This window comes from Streptomyces sp. KM273126, from assembly GCF_004337435.2.
GTDB lineage: Bacteria > Actinomycetota > Actinomycetes > Streptomycetales > Streptomycetaceae > Streptomyces > Streptomyces acidicola.
In genome coordinates this window covers 2,411,288-2,430,739 of sequence record NZ_SJXB02000002.1, presented here as the reverse complement: position 1 = coordinate 2,430,739, position 19,452 = coordinate 2,411,288, and the positions used below count along the sequence as shown (strand labels likewise).

At 70.1% G+C, this 19,452-nt stretch carries 18 protein-coding genes; 9 read left to right on the top strand and 9 right to left on the bottom strand.

Annotated elements, in window-relative coordinates; all coding sequences use genetic code 11:
* Positions 1–23: 23 nt before the first annotated feature.
* Positions 24–1,475, bottom strand: a complete 1,452-nt coding sequence (locus E0500_RS41365) for a WGR domain-containing protein (protein WP_131568840.1) — start codon at positions 1,473–1,475, stop codon at positions 24–26.
* Between the two features lie 267 nt (positions 1,476–1,742).
* On the opposite strand from E0500_RS41365, the gene E0500_RS41360 reads away from it, so the two are divergent.
* The gene (locus E0500_RS41360; RefSeq protein WP_131568838.1) at positions 1,743–3,125 is read left to right on the top strand and encodes an SMI1/KNR4 family protein; all 1,383 of its coding nucleotides are present in this window, start codon (positions 1,743–1,745) and stop codon (positions 3,123–3,125) included.
* Between the two features lie 127 nt (positions 3,126–3,252).
* Here E0500_RS41360 and E0500_RS41355 read toward each other — a convergent pair whose 3' ends face one another.
* On the bottom strand, positions 3,253–4,377 hold the full coding sequence (locus tag E0500_RS41355) for an endonuclease/exonuclease/phosphatase family protein (RefSeq protein WP_131568836.1): 1,125 nt from the start codon (positions 4,375–4,377) through the stop codon (positions 3,253–3,255).
* Positions 4,378–4,615: 238 nt separating this feature from the next.
* Between E0500_RS41355 and E0500_RS41350 the strand changes: the two genes are divergently transcribed.
* From E0500_RS41350 to E0500_RS41335, 4 genes are all read left to right on the top strand, one after another.
* Positions 4,616–5,014 carry an LPXTG cell wall anchor domain-containing protein gene (locus E0500_RS41350; RefSeq protein WP_131568834.1) on the top strand — a complete coding sequence of 133 codons (399 nt, stop codon included), beginning with the start codon at positions 4,616–4,618 and terminating at the stop codon, positions 5,012–5,014.
* A complete protein-coding gene (locus tag E0500_RS41345; RefSeq protein ID WP_131568832.1) occupies positions 5,011–5,634 on the top strand; it encodes a class F sortase in 624 nt (207 codons plus the stop codon). Before E0500_RS41350 ends, E0500_RS41345 begins: the two co-directional genes overlap by 4 nt.
* Before the next feature lie 108 nt (positions 5,635–5,742).
* A complete protein-coding gene (locus E0500_RS41340; RefSeq protein WP_131568830.1) occupies positions 5,743–6,234 on the top strand; it encodes an RNA polymerase sigma factor in 492 nt (163 codons plus the stop codon).
* Positions 6,218–6,676: a hypothetical protein gene (locus E0500_RS41335; protein ID WP_181587400.1), complete on the top strand. Its 459-nt coding sequence runs from the start codon at positions 6,218–6,220 to the stop codon at positions 6,674–6,676. The genes E0500_RS41340 and E0500_RS41335 overlap by 17 nt, the downstream gene beginning before the upstream one ends.
* 71 nt (positions 6,677–6,747) lie before the next feature.
* On the opposite strand, the gene E0500_RS41330 is transcribed toward E0500_RS41335, so the two are convergent.
* The gene (locus E0500_RS41330) at positions 6,748–7,038 is read right to left on the bottom strand and encodes a zinc-ribbon domain-containing protein (protein WP_131567676.1); all 291 of its coding nucleotides are present in this window, start codon (positions 7,036–7,038) and stop codon (positions 6,748–6,750) included.
* A 29-nt stretch (positions 7,039–7,067) separates the two neighbouring features.
* Positions 7,068–8,129 carry a protein kinase family protein gene (locus tag E0500_RS41325; RefSeq protein ID WP_131567673.1) on the bottom strand — a complete coding sequence of 354 codons (1,062 nt, stop codon included), beginning with the start codon at positions 8,127–8,129 and terminating at the stop codon, positions 7,068–7,070.
* 116 nt (positions 8,130–8,245) lie between these two features.
* Here E0500_RS41325 and E0500_RS41320 point away from each other — a divergent pair, with 116 nt between their 5' ends.
* Entirely contained in the window at positions 8,246–8,755 is a 510-nt protein-coding gene (locus tag E0500_RS41320; RefSeq protein WP_131567682.1) for a GNAT family N-acetyltransferase, read from the top strand.
* A gap of 380 nt (positions 8,756–9,135) precedes the next feature.
* Positions 9,136–10,002 (top strand): putative RNA methyltransferase, encoded by an 867-nt coding sequence (locus E0500_RS41315; protein ID WP_131567671.1) that lies wholly within the window; start codon positions 9,136–9,138, stop codon positions 10,000–10,002.
* A 93-nt stretch (positions 10,003–10,095) separates the two neighbouring features.
* Here E0500_RS41315 and E0500_RS41310 read toward each other — a convergent pair whose 3' ends face one another.
* The 4 genes from E0500_RS41310 to E0500_RS41295 form a co-directional block, all read right to left on the bottom strand.
* A complete protein-coding gene (locus tag E0500_RS41310; protein WP_131567669.1) occupies positions 10,096–10,626 on the bottom strand; it encodes a GNAT family N-acetyltransferase in 531 nt (176 codons plus the stop codon).
* A gap of 134 nt (positions 10,627–10,760) precedes the next feature.
* Complete coding sequence (locus tag E0500_RS41305; RefSeq protein ID WP_131567667.1) at positions 10,761–13,166, bottom strand: excinuclease ABC subunit UvrA; 2,406 nt, start codon at positions 13,164–13,166, stop codon at positions 10,761–10,763.
* Between the two features lie 313 nt (positions 13,167–13,479).
* A complete protein-coding gene (locus E0500_RS41300; RefSeq protein ID WP_152866038.1) occupies positions 13,480–13,890 on the bottom strand; it encodes a VOC family protein in 411 nt (136 codons plus the stop codon).
* 5 nt (positions 13,891–13,895) lie between these two features.
* On the bottom strand, positions 13,896–14,345 hold the full coding sequence (locus E0500_RS41295) for a helix-turn-helix transcriptional regulator (protein ID WP_131567663.1): 450 nt from the start codon (positions 14,343–14,345) through the stop codon (positions 13,896–13,898).
* Positions 14,346–14,551: 206 nt separating this feature from the next.
* Here E0500_RS41295 and E0500_RS41290 point away from each other — a divergent pair, with 206 nt between their 5' ends.
* Positions 14,552–15,184, top strand: a complete 633-nt coding sequence (locus E0500_RS41290; protein ID WP_131567661.1) for a GNAT family N-acetyltransferase — start codon at positions 14,552–14,554, stop codon at positions 15,182–15,184.
* Between the two features lie 54 nt (positions 15,185–15,238).
* On the opposite strand, the gene lpdA is transcribed toward E0500_RS41290, so the two are convergent.
* On the bottom strand, positions 15,239–16,651 hold the full coding sequence (lpdA, locus tag E0500_RS41285; protein ID WP_131567659.1) for a dihydrolipoyl dehydrogenase: 1,413 nt from the start codon (positions 16,649–16,651) through the stop codon (positions 15,239–15,241).
* A 447-nt stretch (positions 16,652–17,098) separates the two neighbouring features.
* Between lpdA and E0500_RS41280 the strand changes: the two genes are divergently transcribed.
* A complete protein-coding gene (locus tag E0500_RS41280) occupies positions 17,099–19,417 on the top strand; it encodes a M4 family metallopeptidase (RefSeq protein ID WP_399120913.1) in 2,319 nt (772 codons plus the stop codon).
* The last annotated feature ends 35 nt before the right edge of the window (positions 19,418–19,452 follow it).

Sequence of the window (19,452 nt, the reverse complement as noted above, 5' to 3'; positions counted from 1 at the left end):
CGGCCAGGCTTCGCCCGCCCGGATCACATCAGCCGCCGGATGTCGCCGCGGACCCGGTAGAAGCCGCCGGCAGCGGTGTGCAGGGCGTCCACGACATAGCGCGCGCCGGGCTCGCGTATCGCGCGCGGGAACTGGACGTTCAAGGACTGGTCGTAGCCCTCCGACACCACGTGCACGCGCAGGCGTCCGGCCTCCCGGACACACTCGACGACGACCGTCCCGGCGGGAGCCTGGTCGACGCTCGGCATCGCGGCCGCGGCCGTGGCCGGTGCGTAGGTCGGCAGGGCCGCGGCGAGTTTGACGTCCCGCGCCACCGGCACCGTGCCCTGCTGGGCCGCGGAAATGGCCGCCTCGCCGGCGTCCACGCACACCAGCGAGCCGTCCGTGGTCACCAGGTACAGCCGCTCGTCGCGGTACTGCATCGACAGTGCCGAGCCGCTGCCCGTGCCGAGCTTCCACAGGCGGGTGCCGTCGCGGTCGAAGCAGTAGACGGACGACGCCGCGTCGCCGGCGAACACGAACCGCCCGCTGGGTGAGGTGGCGCACGAGTACACCGCACTGTCGCATGTGTAGGTGGCCTCGACCCTGCCGGTCGTCTTCGACAGCCGCTGCACCAGGCGGTGCGCGGTCGCCGCGTACACGGCGTCGTCCTCCTGCCAGCCGAACAGCACGCCGCCCTTCGTGGGCGTGTGCCACAACTCGCCTCCGCCGTCGGGCGCGTAGGCGGTGACGCCCCGGTGGTGGCCGTGGTACACGGCACAGTCGTCGGCGCGGACCATCCAGGCGTGCTCGCCCTGGCTGCGGCGGGCCCACTGGTGCTCGTCCTCATGGTCGATGACGGTGAGCCGGCCGGCGCGGTCCGAGACGTTCAGGATGCCCTCGTGGATGTCCAGCCAGAAGATGTCGACGTCCGCGGCGATGTCGTACGCCGCGAACGGCAGCTTCGAGGACAGGTCGTAGACCTTGCCGTCGTCGCAGCCGGCGTAGATCCAGAAGTCGTCGGCGACCAGGCACTTCACACCGTCCGGAAGGCTGAAGCGGGCGAGGACGGCACCGTCGTGGTCCAGGGTGTAGACGTCGCCCGCCTGGTTGCCGACCCAGCAGTGCTCGTCGTCGACATGGATGCCGAACGCCGACGAGCCCGTACGGAATCGCCACAGCACGGGCGCCACGGCGCGCGCGGTGGACGCGGCCGACGTCACCTGACGCCGGGTCACCGCCCGCGGGGCCCGCTGCCCGGGGACAGCCGGGGCGTACCCTTTGCGGACCTTCTCCCCCACCTTCTTCGCAGCGGCAGCCCGTGCCTTCTCCGCCGTGGGAAACGTCGTCGTCTGCACCTGTCCGGCGGCGCCGATCCGCCCGTAGCGCACCGTCACCACCAGTCCGTCGACGCCCACCTCATAGAACTTGTGCGCGCCGCCCCCTTCCTGCGACAGCTCCAGATACGTCGTCGACACCGTGGTCCCGGCAGACATGACAGACCCCTCCCCAGGGTGGACCTGCGGCCTTTCCGGCAGGTCCCAGTGCCCAGAACCATAGGAGGACCCACTGACAATCGCCCCGCGTCGACTGATCGCCGGCCTTGGGAGGCCACGGACGGGTCACCTTGTTCTGACCAGTGCGCCGACCGTCGGACCGAGAAACGGACCGAGAATCGGGGTCGGTCCTACGTTGGCCGCAGTGCGGACGCACACCTGATAATCAGCTTCGCTACGTTCACCGCAACGCCCCGGAGGCCACCGTTGTCATCGCTCCATGAGTTCGCGACGTGGGAGCCGCTCCTGCGACTCCTGCGCGCCGACAACGCGAGGAGCCTTGCCGCCCCGGGCGGCCACGTGGCGGGACAGATCAGCCACTACGGGTGGAGCCTGCCTCTGCGGCGGCGGATCCCGCGGCCCGGACAGGCAGCCCAGGTCGAGGACATGCAGGTCGAGTTCGACGCGGTGCAGCGGGTGCAGGGCGCGCTCGCGGAGAGCGGCGCCGACAGCATCTCGTTCACGGCGGAGATCTCGCCGGCCGGGAGGACGGTGCTGTATCTGATCGGTCACGGACCCGCGGTGGAGCCCGGCATCGGCGGTCCGCATCCGGGTTCGCTCATCCTCGTCGAGGACTCCGTCCCCGAGCCCTGGCGCCGTCTGCCCGATCCGGTGCCCGGGGCCGGACCGGCCCCGTCGGTGGATCTGGCGTTGCTGGAGCGGACGCTTCGTGAGCGGATCCCCGGCGCCATCGGCGCCACCGACGCGGAGATCGCCGCCACGGAAGCGCGTCTCGGCGTCGCGTTGCCGGACGAGCTCAAGGTGCTCTACCGGGTGACACGGGCGCGGTGGGAGGACTGGGGCGAGGACTACGTGGTGGCGGAGCGCGTCTTCACTGCGGTCGGCTGCGAGCTCTTCCCCCTGGACGACCTCTACATCGCCGACGCGCCGTCCCGTCCGTGTCCGTGGCGGTTCGCGGCGCTGGAGTCGGTCGTCACTCGGCCCGACGCGGCGGTTCAGGGTCTGGTCGGATCGCCCGGCTGGATCGCCTTCGGCGACAACGGCGGCGGCGACCGGATCGCCGTCGACCTGACTCCGGGCCCGCGCGGACACACCGGGCAGATCATCATGCTCAACCACGAGGACAACATCGGCGCCGGCCGCCTTGCCGACTCCCTCACCAGCCTCGTGCTGAACGGGCCCGGTCCGGGGCATTGCGGCCCTCACGGGGACGACCCGCCGGCAGTGGCGCGGGTCAACATCCGAAGCCTGAGCAGTGTCCAGGCCGCCGCCCACCCCGGCCTGGAGGTCCTGTCCATCGGCGTGTGGGACAGCGAGCCCCTCAGCCTCGCCCCCCTCACCGGGCTTCCCCGCCTGCGGACGCTCACCGCCTACCCCGGTACGCTCGCCGACCCCCTGGAGATCGCCAAACTGACCGGACTGGAGTTCCTGGAACTCGGGCCGGACGACTGGCGCGTCCTCCTCGATGCCGCGGCCGTTCCGCGCAGCCTGTCGGCCGCCGCCATCGAGGTACAGGGTGCTCGGCACCCTCTCACGATCGTGGCTCTCGCCAACGAACTCCTCGCCCTCTGGGACCGCCCCCCGATCACCCGGACCATCCTCGAAGGCCACCTGGCCCCCGGCGCGTAGTCGACGGTGAGGGCCGACGACGGGGCCGAAGGAGCCGGCAGCCGAAGTGCCGACCGAACACCTGCCGGAGACGGCACGGTCCGGGCACGAGGATCAAGTGACGACGGGGGGCGCCGTCCGTGCCCTGTTACGCACCGTTCCCCCTGCCCAGCGTGCGGTGCTGGTCCTGCGCAAGTCTGATGCCGGCGGCGATCGGCAGGTGGTCGCTGCCGGTGGCAGGCAAGGTCCGGATGCTGGTGACGGTGGCCGAGCGGGCCATGATGTGGTCGATCCGGGATACGGGGAAGGCCTCGGGCCAGCTGAAGGCGAAGGCCCGCCCCGCCGAGTCCATCCGCGAGGTGACCGGGGCCAGCCCCCGGTCGTCGAGCGTGCTGTTGAGGTCACCCAACAGGATCATCCTGTCCAGCTTCTCGGCGGCGATGGCGTCGCCCAGCAGTCCGGCGCTCTCGTCCCGCCACCCCGTACTGAAGCCGTTCCCCCGGATGCGGACCGAGGGCAAGTGGGCGACGTACACCGCGATATCGCCCCATGGGGTACGCGCCGTGGACCGCACCCCACGGTTCCAGTCCTCCCGGATCCCCTCAGGCTTGATGTCCAACGGCCGGACGTCCGACAGCGGATATTTGGACCAGAGCCCGACCGTTCCCACGACCGCCCGGAAGGGGTAGTCCGAGGCCAGGGCCTTCTCGTAGACCGGCAACGCGGAGGACGTCAGCTCTTCCAGAGCCACGAGGTCCGGCGCGGCCTCGATCAGGGCAGTCGCGGTTCCCGCCGGGGCGGCGTTCTCGTCACTGACGTTGTGCTGGACCGCCATGATGTCGTGCGCGCCGCGGTCCCCGGCCGGCAGCAGCCCGCCGAAGAGATACCCCCAGACGGCTGCGGGCAGCAGCAGCGCCACCAGCGCGAGGGCCGAGCGGCGCAGCAGTGCCGCCACGAGCAGCAGCGGAACGGCCAGGCCGAGCCACGGCAGGAACGTCTCCAGCAGGCTGCCGAGACGGCCCACGGCGTTGGGCACCGCGGAGTGGAACGCCAGCAGGCCGGCGGTCAGCACGGCAAGCGACGCGAGAACACGCCCGCGCACCCACGGCGACCGGCCTCCTGCGCCCCTGCCCCCGTACAGCCAGCCGATATGACGAAGCCGCCATCGAAGCGCTGCCGCCTTCGCCCCCGACGCCACCGCGCCGCCTGCCCGCTCCACCTGGCCCCACCCATCTACCCCGGACTCGACCCACGCCCCGCATCCGCCCCACATCCATGAGCAAGACGTGCCTGGTACGACGCACAAAGCGGTGATCAGGTTCCGGACCGCACACTCGGTGTGCGGACAGTTGCGCGCCGGGATTCAGCGCGTTCCGCTCACTGCTCACCGACTTCCCGCTGACTTTGCCTTCTCTTTACAACCCGCTCTGCCGCTGCCTCGTCTCTCCGCTCGATCCGTAACGCGACCCGCCGCGCCACCGGGCGGGCGGACCGACGAAAGAGAGCGATTCATGCGCCGAAGCGTCCTCAGTGCCATGGCACTCGCGAGCACCGCTGTGCTGGCGAGCGCGGCACCCGCGCTCGCCGACGAGGCGACCCCGGTCCCCACGGTCCGCGAGGCCACCACGGCCCCGGGCCAGGCCCCGGCCGCCACCGCCGAGCCCTCGAAGCCGGAGGCCACAACCGCTCCGACCCCGGTTCCGACCGTCGAAGCGACCGAGGCGCCGGCCGAGGCGCCGGGCCAGGTCTCCGTCGTGCCCCGTGGCGCACCGGACACCGGTGTGGCGCCGGCATCGGGGGAGTCCGGAAACGAGACCGGGCTGATGGTCGGCGGGAGCGCTGCCGCGGTACTCGCCGCCGGCGGCGCGGCGGTCTTTCTCGTACGTCGCCGGCAGGCAACCAAGGCATGACGTCGCTCTCCAGGCGCGCCTTCGCCACCGCGGCGATGGCTTCGCTGCTCGTGAGCTGCGGCGGCCCCCGTGGCGACGGCCAGGGCACCACCGCGCACCCCGCAAGCACGCCACGGCGCTCGCGGTCCTCGCGGCCTTCCGCGAACGCGGCCCGCTCCCTTGGCCGTTCGGTCCCGGTGAGGTTGCAGATCCCGGCCATCGGGGTCGACACCCCCGTCATCCGGCTGGGGCTGGCCTCTGATGGCACTGTGCAGGTACCCCCGATCACCGAGCACGACCGGGCGGGCTGGTACCGGCACTCGCCGACGCCGGGTCAGATCGGTCCGTCGGTGATCCTCGGTCACGCCACGGTCGGCTCGTACGGGGACGGGGTGTTCCGTCATCTCGCGCGGCTGCGGCGGGGCGAGCGGATCGTGGCGCGCCTGGAGAACGGCACGGCGGCGGTGTTCGCCGTCAGCTCCGTACGGACGGTCGCCAAGGCCGAGTTCCCGGTGGACGCGGTCTACGGGAACGTGGACCGTCCCGAGTTGCGGCTCGTCACCTGCGGCGGCCCTCGCACCGGTGACGGCTACCGCGACAACGTGATCGTCTTCGCCGCGCTGAACTCCGCGAACCCCTGACCCGGCCCGGGATCCGGGCCCCCACGTCCCGGGCCGATGGAACGCTCGCCACCGGCCCGGGCTCTTCCCCCCACGAGTGCCACCCCGACGTCACGACCATGGAGAGCGTTGAAACGGTCCCGCGAGAAGGCAGCGTCCGAGTTGTTCGCCGCCCTCTACCCGCGCCTCGCCGGCTGGTGCCGCCGGCTGGTCGACGACGACGAGACGGCCCACGAGATCGCCTCGGAGGCGTTCACCCGCCTCTGGGCCCGTTGGACAACCGTCGCGGAGCCTCAAGGGTTCCTCTACGTCACCGCGGCCAACCTCGTCCGGGACCACTGGCGCAAGCGCGAGCGCGAGCGCAGAGCCATGCACCGGGCCACCGTGGAAGCCTCCGTCCGCCCACAGACCGAACAGGCCGATCCCTCGGTCCGCCTGCTCGTGCAGTCGCTGCCGGAACGGCTGCGCGTCCCGGTGCTGTTGCACTACTACGCCGACATGCCGATCCGGGAGGTGTCCGTGCTGACCGGGCGCAAGGAAGGAACCATCAAGGCCGACCTCCACGCGGCCCGCGAGCTGCTCCGTGCCCACCTGAGGAGAAGCCTTGATCACACACTCTGACGAGGGCCCGGACTTCGAGCCCGACGACCCCCTCGCGGTCATCCTGCGACCGCCGTCCGACCACCTCGGCCCGCCCCCCGGCCGCTATCACGCGATCCGCCGCGCAGCAGCGCGGCGTCGGCTGCTCCGTGCCGCGGCCGGAGTCGGCGTGTCGTGCGCCGTCGCCGCGCTCGTCGCGCTGCCACTGCGCCTTGCGACAGACGAGGCGCCCGCGCCGCCGTCGGTCCCGCTCGCCCCACCGCCTGCGAGCAGTACGCCGGCCGAGACCACCCCGCCGACGTCCCCCGGGCCCGCCAGCCCCTACCCCTCCGAGCGGTCCTCGGCACCCATCCCGGGCGCCCCGCCCGGTTCTGTCGTCCCCACCCTCGCGCCGTCGGTGACGCCAACGCCGTCCGTCGAACCGTCTGCGGTTCACACCACGTTCGACGGTGGCAACCTGTGACCGGCGCAGCGCTTGTCGCGTGCCTCCGACTTCGAAGCGAGCCGCCGTCAAGGCAGCCTGCCCGCTCCTGCTCAGGACTGGTACGGCTGCTGCTGCGGCTGTCCGTACGCCTGACCACCGTGGCCGCTCGCGGCCTGCGCCTGCAGTTGTTCAGCCTGTTCGCTGGTCACTTTCTGTTCCGCGCCACAGAAGGTGCACTGCGTCGCGTACTTCGTCGAGAACGGGAACAGTGGCACGAAGAACAGGGTGAACTTCGTGACGCGCTTCCTGAGCGTGTGCGCGGAGGGATTGCCGCAGTGGCCGCACACCAGCGTCAGTATCGCGAGTTGGTACAGGTATCCCTTGGTACCAAAAATGATCATGCAGTTGGTCCTTTCCGGGGATTGATGCTTCAGGCCGGCTTGCTTGCGATGATCCGTCGGATCTCGTCCAACGGATACGGGGTGTGCCGGGACTCGTGCCGGAGCTTGCGGATGAATTCGGAGATCACCACGACGAGGGGTGCATAGCGCATCACGATCGCCTGTGCCGCGGCGGGGAGTTCGGCGGGACGTGCTCCACGGGCGCATTCACGCACCAATGCTTCGCGATCGTCCCGTCCGTACCCGCAGAAAGCTGTGACCAGCCAGCTCACCAGATACCAAACCGTGTAGCAACGGTCGTAGGTCTGGTGCCGTTCGAAGAAGCGTGCGTGCTCCGGGGAGAGGTCGAAGCGTGAGGAGAGGGCCAGACCGTAGTCGGTGAAATACAGGCGTCGGCCGTCGGTCAGGATGTTCTCGAAGTGAGCGTCGAAGTGGAGCAGAGCACGGGCGTTCATGAAGGACGTGCCCGCGTGCAGCGCCCTGTCCACGCAGGAACAGGCCCGGTTCGCCGCCTCGTCGCCCGCCTTGATCTCTTCGCCGAGCCATTCGTGGAGGTTCTGCGGGATGTACTCCAGAAAGAGGGTCAGGCTCGCTGAGGCCTGTTCGAGTGCCTCGATCCGGCGGCGCACCTCTGGGCCACCTCCCCAATCGGTCACGGCTCGTTCCACGTCCGCCAGCTCCTCAGGCAGAGGCTGCGCGGTGTCCGGCAGTACGCGCCAGTGGTGCATCAGGGGAAACTGCTGGTCTTCGTTCGCGAGCACCCAGTTCGTGGTCATGGTGTGGACGGCCAGTTCCCGCCAGGCGCCGTAGCCGGGTCCGCCGATTTCGCCTACTCCGTACTGGCAGAAGTCAGGGAGGCCGAAGATGTTCGCGGTCGACCGCACGTTCTCCGGCCGCCTCTCCAGGTCGGTCAGGGGCACCCGTTTGACGAAGACCGGGGTTCCGTCGACATCCAGCAGTGCCGACCGGCCCCCGATCCCCGACCCGAGCGGCGCCGCCGCGCCCACCAGGTCGTGCAATGTGTCGTCACTGCACATGGCCAAGGAAGTGGACACTGCGCTGTGCGCTGCGCGTCGTGCACGACGCGACATGTCAGGGCGCTCCACCGCTGCCTCCCGTCTGGTGCTTCGGCTCATGGTAGGGGCCGCGGCAGTCGGCGTGTCCCCACGGATGGACACTGCTCGGCTCGGTGACGCATGATCACTGGATGATCCGGGCCGCCACTGTGAACGACATCGCCGAGATCCGCGCGATGATCCGCGAACTTGCCGCATACGAACGCGCCGTCGAGCAGGCCCTGGCCACCGAGGAACAGCTCCATCAGGCGCTGTTCGGTGAACACCCCGCGGCGTTCGCTCTGATCGCCGAGGACGACGACACGGGCGGCATCGTGGGCTACGCCCTGTGGTTCCCGCGGTTTTCGACCTGGACCGGCACACGCGGCATGCACCTGGAGGATCTTTACGTACGCCCGCATGCCCGTGGCGCCGGACACGGGAAGGCCCTGCTGGCCGCCCTTGCCGCGATCTGCGAGCAGGAGGGCTACGAGCGCTTCGAGTGGTGGGTTCTGTCCTGGAACGAGCCGGCTATCGACTTCTACAAGTCGCTCGGCACGGAGTTCCTGGAGGAGTGGACGGTGTGCAGGCTGAGCGGTGAGCCCCTCGCCGCGCTCGCTGCCCGGGCTCCGGCTCTCGTGAACCAGTCTCCTGCCCTGTAGGGGCCCCTGTGGTAGGGGGACGACGGTCGACCAGGGTCGGCGCACCTGGCTTCGGGTAGTCTCGCGCCATGGCATGCAAGAGCGTTCCGCACGTTTTCCTCTGACCCGGCGGTCACCGCAGCGGCGTCGGCCCCCGGCCCGGACCGGGAGGGTCTCACGACGCCGCTGTTTCGGCCTGCCCGTGTCGACTTCTGACGTTCCCTTCCGCGCCCCGTCGCGCTCACACAACCGCGGTTCTTCGCCGCGGTAGCGGCCGGGGTGGCAGGCCGCCCTCTGTGCGCGGCCCGGGAACTGGCGCAGTCCACCGAGCAGGCCGACGGCTCTCTCCCACGACCGTCGACCCGCAGCCGCCGCTGCCGCTGCCGCTGCCGAGGAACGCCATGTCCAACTCGTCCCATGCCCGCCATGAGCCCCAGTACAGGCTCCTCGATGTTCTGGTCTGCCCGCTGTGCGGTGACAGTCTCGGACCCGCCGACCGGGCGTTGAGGTGCGACCGCCGGCACACTTTCGATGTCGCCCGGCACGGATACGTCAGCCTTCTGAACGGCGCCATGAGGCCCGCCAGTGCGGACACCGCCCCCATGGTCCAGGCACGCGCGGCCTTCCTGCAGGCCGGCCACTACGCACCACTGGCACGCGTCCTCGCCGACCTCGTCACGACGTTCTGCCCGTCCGACAGCACCGTTCTGGACGCCGGAGCCGGGACCGGCTACTACCTCGCCACCGTCCTGGACGCTCTCCCCGCCGCTGTCGGCTTCGGGCTGGACACCTCCACGTACGCCCTCCGACGGGCAGCCCGGGCCCACATACGGGCGACGGCTGCCGCCTGGGACATCTGGCAGCCGCTGCCTGTGCGAACCCACTCCGTCGATCTCCTGCTCAACGTCTTCGCGCCCCGCAACGGTCCCGAATTCCACCGGGTCCTCCAACCGTCGGGCACCCTGCTGACCGTCACCCCCGAGCCACAGCACCTCGGCGAACTCCGGCAGCACATGGGGCTGTTGTCGGTCGATCCCGCCAAGCAGGCACGACTTCAGCGCACTTTGGACCCGTACTTCCGCCTCGACCACGCCGAGGCCCTGGAGTACTCCGTCACCCTCGCCGCCGAGGACATCGACAGCCTCGCCGGCATGGGCCCCACCGCTCATCACGTCTCCCGTGACGAACTACGCCGACGCACTGCCCCTCTCAAGCCGCCTCTCCCGGTGACCGCTTCGTTCCGTGTGTCGGTGTACCGACCGCGCTGAGCAGCACACCGACTCCGCAGACAGGCGCTGCGGAGCGTACGGCCGTCGCACACCTTCCCGTGCGACGGCCGTACGGTGCCCCGCAGTTCCCTCCTACTGTGCCCACTCCTCGGCGAGCAGGCCGAGGACGACCGTGTCGACGAAGGCTCCGTACACCCAGGCGGAGCGCCGCAGCGTGCCCTCGACGGAGAACCCGACCCTGGTCGCGGCCGCGATCATCGCGTTGTTGTCGACGAGGGTCTCGGCCTGCAGCCGCTGCAGGCCGCGTACGGCGAAGCCGTACTCGCACAGCACCCGGACGACGTCGACGGCCAGCCCACGTCCCCGGAATGCGGGGAGCAGTGAGATCCCCAGGTGGGCCGTTCTGTTGTGCAGGTCGATGCCCCACAGCAGGGCTTCGCCGACCAGCTCCTGGGACTCCAGTTCCACCACGGAGAAGTACGCTTTCTCGGACGAGGGCGCTGCCGCGGCGGCGGGAGAGTCCGCCGCGTCGGCGGGGACGGGCCGCCAGGGGACGGAGTCGGCACGTGATCGCACCACCACGTCCTCGTACAACTCGGCCTGGAGAACCGGAAGATCACTGTCACGTCGAGTCCGCAGCCCGACCTTTTCTCCTCGTATCACGCGTCATTGCTATCCCAGGCGCCATAGTCGATCAAACGGGTTGCCCAACCGGGTTGTCCATTCCCGGTTCGCGGGCATGGGACGAGTCGCAACAGATGAACGAACTCGTCCCACGCTGTCCGCGAGGGCCCCGGTCAGGCGCCGACGTAGGCCGCGAGGTGCTCCCCGGTGAGGGTGGAGCGAGCGGCGACGAGGTCGGCGGGTGTGCCCTCGAAGACGATCCGGCCGCCGTCGTGGCCGGCGCCGGGGCCGAGGTCGATGATCCAGTCGGCGTGCGCCATGACCGCCTGGTGGTGCTCGACGACGATGACCGACTTGCCGGAGTCGACGAGCCGGTCGAGCAGGCCGAGCAACTGCTCGACGTCCGCGAGATGCAGCCCGGCGGTGGGCTCGTCGAGGACGTAGACGCCGCCCTTCTCGGCCATGTGTGTGGCCAGCTTGAGCCGCTGCCGCTCGCCGCCGGACAGCGTGGTGAGCGGCTGGCCGAGGCTGAGGTAGCCGAGCCCGACGTCGGCGAGCCGGGTCAGGATGCGGTGCGCTGCCGGGGTGGCCGCCTCGCCGTCGGCGAAGAACTCCCCGGCCTCGGTCACCGACATCGCCAGCACTTCGCTGATGTCGCGGCCGCCGAGGTAGTACTCCAGCACCGACGGCTGGTACCGCTTGCCCTCGCAGTCCTCGCAGGTGGTGGCGACACCGGCCATCATCGCGAGGTCGGTGTAGATGACGCCCGCCCCGTTGCAAGTGGGGCAGGCGCCCTCGGAGTTGGCGCTGAACAGCGCCGGCTTCACGCCGTTGGCCTTCGCGAACGCCTTGCGGATCGGTTCGAGGAGTCCGGTGTACGTCGCCGGGTTGCTTCGCCTGGAGCCGCGGATCGCGCCCTGGTCGACCGACACCACGCCCGCGCCGGCGGCCCCCGACTGTTGACACAGCGACCCGTGCACGAGCGAGCTCTTGCCGGAGCCGGCGACGCCGGTGACGACGGCGAGCACCCCGAGCGGGATGTCGACGTCGACGCCCTGCAGGTTGTGCGCCGTCGCGCCGCGGACCGGTAGCCGGCCGGTCGGCTTCCGCACGTTCTCCTTGAGGGTCGCGCGGTCGTCGAGATGACGGCCGGTGATGGTGTCGCCGGCCCGCAGCCCCTCGACGGTGCCCTCGAAGCAGACGGTGCCGCCCGCCGTTCCGGCGCCGGGGCCGAGGTCGACGACGTGGTCGGCGATCGCGATCACCTCCGGCTTGTGCTCCACGACGAGCACCGTGTTGCCCTTGTCCCGCAGCCGCAGCAGCAGGTCGTTCATCCGCTGGATGTCGTGGGGGTGCAGGCCGGTGGTGGGCTCGTCGAAGACGTAGGTGACGTCGGTGAGCGAGGAGCCGAGGTGGCGGATCATCTTGACGCGCTGCGCCTCGCCGCCGGAGAGCGTGCCCGACGGCCGGTCGAGGGAGAGGTAGCCGAGCCCGATCTCCACGAACGAGTCGAGGGTGTGCTGCAACGCGGTGAGCAGCGGCGTCACCGACGGCTCGTCGAGGTCACGGACCCATGCGGCCAGGTCACGGATCTCCATCGCGCAGGCGTCGGCGATGCTGACCTTGTTGATCTTCGAGGATCTGGCCCCCTCACTGAGCCGGGTGCCGTCGCAGTCGGGGCAGGTGGTGAAGGTGACCGCCCGCTCCACGAACGCCCGGATGTGCGGCTGCATCGCCTCCTTGTCCTTGGACAGGAACGACTTCTGGATCTTGGGGATCAGCCCCTCGTAGGTGAGGTTGACGCCCTCCACCTTGACCTTGGTCGGCTCGTGGTGGAGGAAGTCCTGCATCTCCTTCTTGGTGAACTCACGGATCGGCTTGTGCGGGTCGAGGAGGCCCGACTCGGCGTAGACCCGCACGGTGAAGAAGCTGTCCGACTTCCAGCCGGGGATGGTGAACGCGCCTTCGGCGAGCGACTTGGAGTCGTCGTAGAGCTGGGTGAGGTCGATGTCGGAGACCGTGCCCCGGCCCTCGCAGCCCGTGCACATGCCGCCGGTGCGGGAGAAGGTCGCCTTCACCGCCTTCTTGGCCCCGCGCTCGACCGTGATCGCACCGCTCGCCCGGACCGAGGCGGTGTTGAAGGAGTACGCGCTGGGCGGGCCGATGTGCGGCTCGCCGAGTCGGCTGAACAGGATGCGGAGCATCGCGTTGGCGTCGGTGGCCGTGCCGACGGTGGAGCGGGGGTCGCCGCCCATCCGCTGCTGGTCGACACTGATCACGGTCGTCAGGCCGTCGAGGACGTCGGCCTCGGGGCGCGCCGGCGTCGGCATGAAGCCCTGCACGAAGGCGCTGTAGGTCTCGTTGATCAGCCGCTGCGACTCCGCGGCGATCGTGTCGAACACTAGTGAGCTCTTGCCCGAGCCGGAGACCCCGGTGAACACCGTCAGGCGGCGCTTCGGGATCTCGATGCTGACGTCCTTGAGGTTGTTCTCACGCGCACCGTGCACGCGGATCAGATCATGGCTGTCGGCGGCGTGCTGCGCAGGCGACTGCGTGCCCGTCCTCGTGGCCTTGCTCATCGTGTCTCCATCTGTCATCTGTTGGGCGGGCTGTCGTCTGCTGGGCAGGCTGTCCGGTGTCGGGCGCGCTGTCAGTTGTCGGGCGGGGCGCCTTCCCGGTCGGCGCCGGCGTCGCCCGGCTCGATCCGAGCAGCGTCGAGCGTACGTCCGGCCCTCCTTCGTCGGCGCGGACGCGGTCATCGTCCACTGTCTGCGTGATCGACGAGCGGGTGCCGGGCAGGCGAGCGCGGCCCGGCCACGCGGCGCGCCCGCCCAAGGCGTCAGACCGGCCCGCGGCCGTCCATACAGGTCGGGGCTGCGCTCGCCGGACCGCTCAGCGCAGTTCCTGGATGCGGACCATGTTGCCCGCGGGATCGCGGAAGGCGCAGTCGCGAACGCCGTACGGCTGCTCGGTCGGCTCCTGGACGACCTCGGCGCCGCTCGCCTGCACCCGCTCGAAGGTGCCGTCGAGGTCACCGGTGGCCAGGAGGATGGCGGCGTAGGTGCCCTTGGCCATCATCTCGACGATGGTGCGGCGCTCGTCGTCGGTGACACCGGGGTCGACGGCCGGAGGCGTCAGGACGATGGACGTGCCGGGCTGGTCGGCGGGGCCGACGGTGATCCAGCGCATCCCGCCGTATCCGACGTCGTTGCGGACCTTGAAGCCGAGGGTGTCGCGGTAGAAGGCCAGGGCGGCCTCCGGGTCGTCGTGCGGAAGGAAGCTTGCGTGAATGGTGATGTCCATGGCCCTCACGCTACGTGCGGTTCGGAAGGCGGCGCTTCTCGATTCCTGACCGGTCTGGTCACCTGTTTCGCCACGCAGGACGGCATCCCCGCCGTCGCGCGTGCCGCCTGGCGCCGATAGACGCTGGGCGGCATCCCGACCAGTTCGGTGAAGCGGCTGCTGAAGGTGCCCAGCGACGAGCAGCCGACCGCGAAACACACCTCGGTGACACTGAGGTCACCACGACGCAGCAGCGCCATCGCACGCTCGATGCGCCGTGTCATGAGGTAGCCGTACGGCGACTCTCCATAGGCGAGCCGGAACTGGCGGCTGAGGTGCCCTGCCGACATGTTCACCCCGCGGGCGAGCGCCTCGACGTCCAGCGGCTGCGCGTACTCCCGGTCGATCCGGTCGCGAACGCGGCGCAGCCGCGCGAGGTCTCCGAGGCGCTGTTCTCCGGCGGATCTGCTGCTCATCTGCGCGATCGTGCCACGTCGCACAGAAACGCTCAAGTGCGTCGATGTGGGGGTATCCGGGGCGATCCCGCCCCGCGGCGACCGGCGCATCTGTCCTGCGCGGATACTCGTGACGGACGTACTCATGACGGACGCCGCCCCCGTCGCCCGACCGACGCGCCGTCTCAACTCTTCTCGGAGCGGTTCCCAACCTGGAGGATGCTGCGATGACCTCGTCTCCCGCCATTCGCCCGTACCGCTCCGACGACCGAGAAGCCCTCGACGACATCTGCATCCGCACCGCGCACAGCGGGCGGGACAGCCGCCCGGTCTACGCCGATCCCGGGATCTTTCCGGTGGTCTTCGCGGCTCCGTACGTGCAGCTGGAGCCCGAGCTGGCCTTCGTGGTGGACGACGGACAGGGGCGGGCGGTCGGCTACATCCTCGGCACGGCGGACACTGCCCGCTTCGCCGAGGACTTCCGCACGAAGTGGCTGCCCCTGGTCGCGGATCGCTATCCGGAGCCCGTCGGGGCGCCGAGCACCCCCGATGAGGCGATCATCCAGCTGTTGCACCGCCCCGAGCGGATGGTCGTCCCCGAGGTCGCCGCGTATCCCGCCCATCTGCACATCGATCTGCTTCCCGAGTGGCAGGGCCGCGGCCACGGTCGTGCGTTGATGCGGACGTTTCTGGGGGCCCTTCAGGACCGCGGTGTGCCGACCGTTCATCTGGCCATGGCGACGGCCAACGCTCCGGCCCGGGCTTTCTACGGCCGTCTGGGCTTCCACGAGATCGAGGTACCGGACTCCGGGCAGACCACGTTCCTCGGGCGGTCCACGAAGGAACTCGACAGGCTGTGACGGCCCCTGCCACAGCCCCTGCTCCGCCCGCCCCCGCCGAGCGCCCGCAGGGCCTCACATGTTGATCATGTGCCCGGCCAGGCCGTGCACCGCCTCCTGGACCGCCTCGCCCAGGGTCGGGTGGGCGTGCACGTTACGGGCCACCTCGTGGACGGTGAGGTCCCACTTCTGGGCCAGGGTCAGCTCGGGCAGGAGTTCGGTGACGTCGGGGCCGATGAGGTGGGCACCGACGATCTCGCCGTACGTCGCGTCGCTGATCAGCTTGACGAAGCCGGTGGTGTCACCCAGGCCGTGCGCCTTGCCGTTCGCGGTGAACGGGAACTTGGCCACCTTGACGTCGAAGCCCCGCTCCCGCGCCTGGGCCTCGGTGTAGCCGAAGCTGGCGATCTGCGGCTGGCAGAACGTGGCGCGCGCGATCATCACGTAGTCGAGCTCCATCGTCTCCGCGTCCGCGATGGTCTCGGCGGCGACCACGCCCATCGCCTCGGCGGCGTGCGCGAGCATGAGCTTGGAGGTGACGTCCCCGATGGCGTAGATGTGCGGCACGGAGGTGCGGCAGCGGCCGTCGACGTCGATCGCACCGCGCTCGGTGACGGTCACGCCGGTGTTCTCCAGGCCGTAGCCGGTGACGTTGGGCGCGAAGCCGATCGCCTGGAGCACCTTGTCGGCCTCCAGGACCTGCTGAGTGCCGTCCTTTCCGGTGACGGTGACACGGACCTGCCGGCCGGACTCGTCGATGGCGTCCACCCGGGTGGAGGCGAGGACGTCGATGCCCAACTTGCGGTACTGGCGGGCCAGTTCGGCGGAGACGTCGACGTCCTCCAGCGGGGCGACCCGGTCCAGGAACTCCACGAGGGTGACCTTCACGCCGTAGTTGTGCAGGATGTACGCGAACTCGACGCCGATGGCGCCGGCGCCCGCGATGATGATCGACTGCGGCAGGTCCTCGGCGAGGATCTGCTCCTCGTACGTCACCACGCGCGACGTACGGCGGGTGCCGGGCAGCAGCTTGGGCGTGGCGCCGGTGGCGATGACGCAGTGGTCGAAGCCGATGGTGCGGGTGTCGCCGTCGTAGCCGGCCACCTGGAGGGTGTGGGGGTCGAGGAACGTGCCGCGGCCGTCGATCTCCGTGATCTTGTTCTTCTTCATCAGGTAGTGGACACCCTTGACCCGGCCGTCCGCGACCCGGCGGCTGCGACGGAAGGCCTCGTCGTAGTCGAAGGAGACCTGCCCGTCGACCTTGATGCCGAAAGTCTTCGCCTCCCGGGTGACGATGTGCGCCAGTTCGGCGTTGCGCAGCAGGGCTTTGGTGGGGATGCAGCCCACGTTCAGGCAGACGCCGCCCCAGTACTTCTCCTCGACGACGGCGACCCGTTTGCCCAGCTGGGCGGCCCGGATGGCGGCCACGTAGCCGCCGGGACCCGCACCGAGTACGACGACGTCGAAGCGCTCGTCCGGCTCGATCATCGAGAGTTCCCTTCTCACGGGGCGGCCCGCCCTCGGACGCCGCCCGGCTGGAGCCCGGTCCCACCACCTTGCCACCGGCAGACGGACCGCGCTTGGACCGTGGCGGGGGACCTCTCATGATTCCCGTCACGCGGAGCGAGGTGTACGCACCGTCCCGCGTGAGCAGGTTCCCCACGAGCCTCGGCAGCGCCTCGGCAGTTGTCCGGAAAGCGGAAGCGTTCCCTCGAAAAACGAACACTTTCCAGCCAATCACTTGACGTGCCCCTGACACAGGACCTTCACATCTGGCACTGTGTGCCCACTCCGCTCACCAGCGGCGCACGCGCACCTGCATCGCAGTCCTGCACCCGCATCGCAGTTCTCCCTGCACGACCCGCGCCCCCATCCGGGTGCCGGGCTCTTCGTTCGGCCGTTCGTCCGACGACGGCCGTAGCACAAGGAGTACGCGTGAGTTCGACCCCCCACAGACCGACCCGCAGATCGGTCTTCAGGTCCACCCGCAGCCGATCCGTGACCACGGCTTCGCTCGTCGCGGCGGCGACCGCCCTGGCGGTCGCGATCCCGGGCGCCCCGGCGAGTGCCCGGAGCGACGCCGCCACCGACGCGTCGCGCACCGTCGCCTCCGCCAAGCCCGACCCCGGGGCGCTGCCCGCGCAGCTGACTCCCGGGCAGCGCGAGACCCTCATCCGTCGGGCCGAGAAGGACGCCGGCGCCACCGGAGACCGCCTCGGCCTGGGCGCCGAGGAGGAGTTGAAGGTACGCGACGTCGTCAAGGACGCCGACGGGACCGTCCACACCCGCTACGAGCGCACCTACGCCGGTCTCCCCGTGCTCGGTGGCGACCTCGTCGTCCACGCGTCGAAGTCCGGGGCCGTCGACAGCGTGACCCGGAGCTACAAGCCCCGGCTGAAGGTGGCGGATCTCAGTGCCGAGGTGAGCCGGGCCGCGGTCGAGCGGCAGGCCGTCGAGGCGGCGCGGGCCGAGGGCTCCACCAAAACCGAGGCGGACAGCACCCGTAAGGTCGTCTGGGCCGCGAAGGGCACTCCGACACTGGCGTACGAGACCCTGGTGAGCGGCCTCCAGGACGACGGCACGCCCAGCGAGCTGCACGTCATCACCGACGCGCAGACCGGCGACACGCTGTACGAGTACGAGGGCGTGCACACCGGCACCGGCAACACGCGCTACAGCGGCACGGTTCCGCTCGGCACCAGCCAGTCGGGGTCGACGTACACGCTCACCGACGTGGAACGCGGCGACCACCGCACGTACAACCTGAACCGCGGCAGCTCCGGCACGGGCACCCTGTTCAGCGGGGCCGACGACGTGTGGGGCGACGGCACCACGGCCGACCCGGAGACCGCGGGCGCGGACGCGCACTACGGGGCTGCGCTGACCTGGGACTACTACAAGAACGTGCACGGCCGCAACGGCCTGCGGGGCGACGGCGTGGCACCGTACAGCCGGGTCCACTACGGCAACAACTACGTCAACGCCTTCTGGCAGGACTCCTGCTTCTGCATGACCTACGGCGACGGCTCGGGCAACGCCAACCCGCTCACCTCGATCGACGTGGCCGCGCACGAGATGACGCACGGTCTCACCTCGGTCACCGCCGGCCTCAACTACAGCGGCGAGTCGGGCGGTCTCAACGAGGCGACCTCCGACATCTTCGCCGCGGCCGTCGAGTTCGCCGCCGACAACCCCGAGGACGCCGGCGACTACCTGGTGGGCGAGAAGATCGACATCAACGGCGACGGCACACCGCTGCGTTACATGGACAAGCCCAGCAAGGACGGCGCCTCGCGCGACAACTGGTCCTCCTCGCTCGGTTCGATCGACGTCCACTACTCCTCCGGTCCGGCCAACCACTGGTTCTACCTGGCCTCGGAGGGCAGCGGCGCGAAGACCGTCAACGGCGTCGACTACGACTCCCCCACCTACGACGGTCTCCCGGTGACACCGATAGGCCGGGCCAACGCCGAGAAGATCTGGTTCCGGGCGCTGACCACGTACATGACGTCCACCACGAACTACGCGGGCGCCCGCACCGCCACCCTGCAGGCCGCCGCCGACCTGTTCGGGCTGGGCTCGGAGACGTACAACAACACCGCCAACGCATGGGCCGCGATCAACGTGGGCTCCCGGATCCTGGACGGCGTGACGGTGGTGCCCCCGGGCAGTCAGTACTCGCTGGTGGGCCAGGAGGTCGGCCTCGACGTGCAGGCGTCGTCGACCAACGCCGGCGCTCTCTCCTACGCGGCCACGGGCCTGCCCGGCGGACTGTCGATCGACGCCTCCACGGGCCGCGTCTCGGGCACGCCGACCGCGGCCGGCAGCTTCACGCCGACGATCACGGTGACGGACGAGGCCGGGGAATCGGGTACGGCGAGCTTCGCCTGGACCGTGGACGTGGAAGGCGACGGCACGGTCTTCGAGAACACCTCGGACTACCAGATCCCCGACAACGACACCGTCGAGTCCCCGATCAACGTGAACCGGTCGGGCGCCTCGTCCAGCGCCCTCAGCGTGGACGTGCGGATCATCCACACCTGGCGCGGTGACCTGGTGATCGACCTGGTCGCCCCGGACGGCACGGCGTACCGCCTGAAGAACGCCGCCTCGGGCGACTCCGCCGACAACGTGATCGCGACGTACAGCGTCGACACCTCGTCGAAGAGGGCCGCGGGCGTGTGGAAGCTGCGTGTGCAGGACGTGGCCAGCCTGGACACCGGCTACATCGACAGCTGGAAGCTCACCTTCTGAGCGCACGGCACGCGGGCTGACGTACTGGTCGGGGG

Bases quoted from the DNA above. Each gene is read 5' to 3' on its own strand.
- E0500_RS41365 (WP_131568840.1), bottom strand. From the start codon at position 1,475: ATGTCTGCCGGGACCACGGTGTCGACGACGTATCTGGAGCTGTCGCAG.
- E0500_RS41355 (WP_131568836.1), bottom strand. From the start codon at position 4,377: ATGTGGGGCGGATGCGGGGCGTGGGTCGAGTCCGGGGTAGATGGGTGG.
- E0500_RS41350 (WP_131568834.1), top strand. From the start codon at position 4,616: ATGCGCCGAAGCGTCCTCAGTGCCATGGCACTCGCGAGCACCGCTGTG.
- E0500_RS41345 (WP_131568832.1), top strand. From the start codon at position 5,011: ATGACGTCGCTCTCCAGGCGCGCCTTCGCCACCGCGGCGATGGCTTCG.
- E0500_RS41330 (WP_131567676.1), bottom strand. From the start codon at position 7,038: ATGATCATTTTTGGTACCAAGGGATACCTGTACCAACTCGCGATACTG.
- E0500_RS41325 (WP_131567673.1), bottom strand. From the start codon at position 8,129: ATGTCGCGTCGTGCACGACGCGCAGCGCACAGCGCAGTGTCCACTTCC.
- E0500_RS41320 (WP_131567682.1), top strand. From the start codon at position 8,246: ATGATCCGGGCCGCCACTGTGAACGACATCGCCGAGATCCGCGCGATG.
- E0500_RS41315 (WP_131567671.1), top strand. From the start codon at position 9,136: ATGTCCAACTCGTCCCATGCCCGCCATGAGCCCCAGTACAGGCTCCTC.
- E0500_RS41305 (WP_131567667.1), bottom strand. From the start codon at position 13,166: ATGAGCAAGGCCACGAGGACGGGCACGCAGTCGCCTGCGCAGCACGCC.
- E0500_RS41300 (WP_152866038.1), bottom strand. From the start codon at position 13,890: ATGGACATCACCATTCACGCAAGCTTCCTTCCGCACGACGACCCGGAG.
- E0500_RS41295 (WP_131567663.1), bottom strand. From the start codon at position 14,345: ATGAGCAGCAGATCCGCCGGAGAACAGCGCCTCGGAGACCTCGCGCGG.
- E0500_RS41290 (WP_131567661.1), top strand. From the start codon at position 14,552: ATGACCTCGTCTCCCGCCATTCGCCCGTACCGCTCCGACGACCGAGAA.
- lpdA (WP_131567659.1), bottom strand. From the start codon at position 16,651: ATGATCGAGCCGGACGAGCGCTTCGACGTCGTCGTACTCGGTGCGGGT.